The 4,364-nt window shown below is 69.2% G+C and carries 1 pseudogene; it reads left to right on the forward strand.

The annotated features are described in order from the left end of the window. Positions 1–824: 824 nt before the first annotated feature. Positions 825–4,364 (forward strand): annotated as a pseudogene (locus ACRDSQ_RS12540) (hypothetical protein); the annotation flags it as partial.

The following is a 4,364-nucleotide window of genomic DNA, read 5'->3' on the forward strand; positions in this document are numbered from 1 at the left end:
GCGCACGTCCGCCGCGCGGCCGTGGCCGCGCGCTCGCACCAGCGCCCCACCGCTCCGGCGCGGCCCGAGGGTCCGACCACCCACTAGCGAGGCGGTCCCGGTCGTTTGTGCGGCGCCCTCGGCGCCCCCCGTCGACTGCACACTTGTGCACCCGGCGACTTTCCCTTATAGTGTGTGTTCGTCGATGTGCCGCTGTGGACTCATCCCCGCGCATCACCGGGTCGGGCGCACGCGTGCGCGCGGCTTCCCCCGGAAACGGAAGCCATCATGTCAGCTGAGCCAGGCATTCGCGTCGGCGGGCGAGCAGACGTTCGCGCGACGTCGTCGCGCGAACTATTTCCGTTCGTCGGTCCATCGTCCGGCGGCATCGAACGATGCGAACCACCCGCGACCCGCGACGCACGACGCGCTGCGTCGTGCGTTCGCCGCGCGATCGCATCACGCGAACGCGCGCGGATCACGGCGGCACGCCCCGTGCATTCGACGCGCGAGGGGATCGCGGCGACGTCCCGCACGCCCGTGGTTTCTGCGCGAATCGAACCGACACGTCGCGCGACCGCATCGTTCGTGGAGAATTTCTCGCTTGCAGTGCGGGCTGTCCCGAATGGTATAAAGCACGGCACCGCTCGCAACGAAATGCTTCCTCGCATGCGAACGGCGAGCTACCCACCCATCACGCCATCGACAGAAAGTGAGACATCGTCGTCGCGGGTCACACCGAGCCGGCTCGCCGTTCCATCTCCGATGTTCCCCGGAGCGCGGCCGTCCCGGTCTGACCGAACTTCGGTAGCGTGCAGATCCAGCGAGGACCAGGGAGGTCCGCAATGACACACACGTTCCCGGCCGCCGCCGCACCGTCCGCTCCCGCCAGCTCCGTCGGTCTGCGCGTCCTCCGGCGCAATACGCGCCCGGGCGTCGATCCGCTGGAGGAGGTCCGGTGGGAGAAACGCCGTACCGTCATCGGCAACCCCGACGGCTCGGTCGTGTTCCAGATGGACGACATCGAGGTGCCGGCGGGCTGGTCGCAGCTCGCCACCGACATCGTCGTCAGCAAGTACTTCCGCAAGGCCGGCGTGCCGGGCGAGCCGGGCCACGAAACCAGTGTGCGGCAAGTGGTTAGGCGGATCGCCCGCACCATCCGCCGGGACGGCGAGGCCCAGGGCGGCTACTTCGCCACCGCGGAGGACGCGGACGCCTTCGAGGCGGAGCTGACCTACCTGCTGGTGAACCAGATCGGCGCCTTCAACTCGCCGGTGTGGTTCAACTGCGGCCTCTACCACGAGTACGGTATTGCCGGCTCGGGCGGGAACTTCTACTTCGATCCCGCCACGCGCGAGGTCCGCGCCACCGAGGACTCCTACTCGCGGCCCCAGGTCTCGGCCTGCTTCATCCAGTCGATCGACGACGATCTCATGTCGATCTTCGAGCTCGCGCGCAACGAGGCGCGGGTCTTCAAGTGGGGGTCCGGCACCGGCACGAATTTCTCCAAGCTCCGCGGCCGGATGGAGAAGCTCTCGGGCGGCGGCACCTCCTCGGGACTCATGTCGTTCCTCGAAGTGCTCGACAAGGGCGCGGGTGCCACCAAGTCGGGCGGCACCACGCGGCGCGCCGCCAAGATGGTGGTGCTCGACATGGACCACCCGGAGATCATGGACTTCATCCGGTGGAAGGTGCGCGAGGAGAAGAAGGTCGCGGCCCTGGTCGCCGCCGGATACTCCTCGGACTTCAACGGCGACGCCTACGGCACCGTCTCGGGCCAGAACTCCAACAACTCCGTGCGCGTCTCCGACGCGTTCATGGACGCCGTGGTGAACGACGGGGCGTGGCAGACGACCTTCCGCACCACCGGCCAGGTGCACGAGACGCTGCGCGCCCGCGAGCTGTGGCGCGAGATCGCCGAGTCGGCCTGGAAGTGCGCCGATCCCGGCGTCCAGTTCGACGACACGATCCAGCGCTGGCACACCTGCAAGACCACCGACCGCATCAACGCGACCAATCCCTGCCTCCGGCGCGGGACCCGGCTGTTGACCCGGGAGGGATGGCGGCAAGTCGAAGACCTGGCGGGACTTGCGGTCGATCTCTTCGACGGCGCGGGCTTCGTCCTGGGCCGGGTCTGGAGCACCGGACGGCGCGCGCTGGTCCGGGTGACGGCGGCGAACGGCATGACGGTCGACGTGACGCCCGACCACCGGATCCTCACCGATCGCGGTTGGATCCAGGCGCGCGATGCCGACGGGCTCGGCGTGCCGATTCTCGCGCTCGATGGCGCCGGTGGCGGTGCCGTGGTCGCCGACGAGTCCCGGCAGCGTGATGCGTTTCCCGAACTCCCGCCGGGAGCGGAATCGGCCCCGCAGGGGTCGGTCGCGGTCGCAGACGTGCTACCGATGAACCACGCCCGGATCCAGCGGTGGCTGCCGGTCCGCGTCGAGGTCCTCGACGAGACGGACGATGTCTACGACTTCTCGGCCCCGACCACCTCCATGGGCCTGGCCAACGGACTGGTCGTCCACAACTGCTCCGAGTTCGTCTTCCTGGACAACACCGCGTGCAACCTCGCGAGTGTGAACCTGATGAAGTTCATGCGCCCGGACGGCGCTTTCGATATCGACGGGTACAAGCACGCGATCCGGGTGTTCTTCCTGGCGCAGGAGATCCTGGTCGGGCTCGCCTCCTACCCGACCGAGACCATCGCCAAGCGCTCCTACGAGTTCCGCCCGCTGGGGCTCGGCTACGCCAACCTGGGCACCCTGCTCATGATGCAGGGGCTGCCGTACGACAGCGACGGCGCGCGCGCCACCGCGGCCTGCCTCACCGCGCTCATGACCGGCGAGGCCTACGCGCTGTCGGCCGAGATGGCCGCCAGCAAGGGGGCGTTCGAGGGCTTCGCGGTCAACCGCGACAGCATGCTCGACGTGATCCGCCTGCACCGCGAGGCGGCGCGCAACGTGGACGCCTCGCTCGCCCCGCGCGACCTGCGGGCGGCGTCGATCGAGTGCTGGGACCGGGCGCTGGCGCTCGGGGGCCTGCACGGCTACCGCAACGCGCAGGCCACGGTGCTGGCGCCGACCGGGACCATCGGCCTGCTGATGGACTGCGACACGACCGGGGTCGAGCCGGACTTCGCGCTGGTCAAGTTCAAGAAGCTGGCGGGCGGCGGCTACTTCAAGATCGTCAACCAATCGGTGCCGGGGGCGCTGCGTCGCCTCGGGTACGACGACCCGACCATCGCCCGCATCATCCGCCACGCGCTGGGCACGGGCTCGTTCCAGGACGCGCCCCATATCAATCGCGCCTCGCTGCTCGAGCGGGGACTCACCGGCCCCGAGGTCGACCAGATCGAGCGCACGCTGCCGGGCATGCTCGACATGCGCTTCGCGTTCACCCGCGGGGTGATGAGCGACGATACCCTCTCGCGCATCGGCATCAGCATGCAGGAGCGCGAGAAGCCGACCTTCTGCGCCCTCGCGTACCTCGGCTACACCGACGCGCAGATCGCCGAGGCCAACGCCTCGATCTGCGGGAGCCTCACGGTCGAAGGAGCGCCGGGCCTCTCGCCGTTGCACCTGCCGGTGTTCGACTGCGCCAACCGGTGCGGCCCGTCCGGCACCCGCTTCATACCGGCCACCGGGCACATCCGCATGATGGCGGCCGTCCAGCCGTTCATCTCGGGCGCGATCAGCAAGACCGTGAACTTGCCACAGGACTCCACGGTCAAGGACGTCGAGCAGGTCTACTTCGAGTCGTGGCGCTCGGGGATCAAGGCGGTGGCGCTCTACCGCGACGGCAGCAAGCTGTCGCAGCCGCTCGCCACCGGGAAGAAGATCGAGGAGCCGGCCGCGGCCACGCCCGCCCATCCCAAGCTGCGGCGGCGCCGGCTGCCCAAGCGGCGGCACGGCTTCACCCAGGAGTCGCGCATCAGCGGTCACAAGGTGTTCCTGCGCACCGGCGAGTACGAGGACGGCACGGTGGGCGAGATCTTCATCGACATGCACAAGGAGGGCGCGGCGTTCCGGAGCATGATGAACTGTTTCGCGATCGCGGTCTCGATGGGCCTCCAGTACGGCGTGCCGCTGAACGACCTGGTGGACCAGTTCACCTTCACCCGGTTCGAGCCGCACGGCCGGGTGGACGGGCACGACAACATCCGCCTCTGCACCAGCGTCGTGGACTACGTGTTCCGCGTCCTCGGGCTCGAGTACCTGGAACGCACGGACCTGGCGCAGGTGAAGCCGGAGGAGCTCGGCATGGTGCGCTCGGTCGAGCACGCCACCGGCAAGCCGGTCGGGTTCGAGCACCACCGCGGGCCGAACGGGAGCGGGCACGGCAAGCCGGGCGAGAAGGAAACGCCGGCCGCGGTGCAGGCC

The sequence above is a fragment of the Actinokineospora sp. genome, from assembly GCF_050699995.1.
Lineage (GTDB): Bacteria > Actinomycetota > Actinomycetes > Mycobacteriales > Pseudonocardiaceae > Actinokineospora.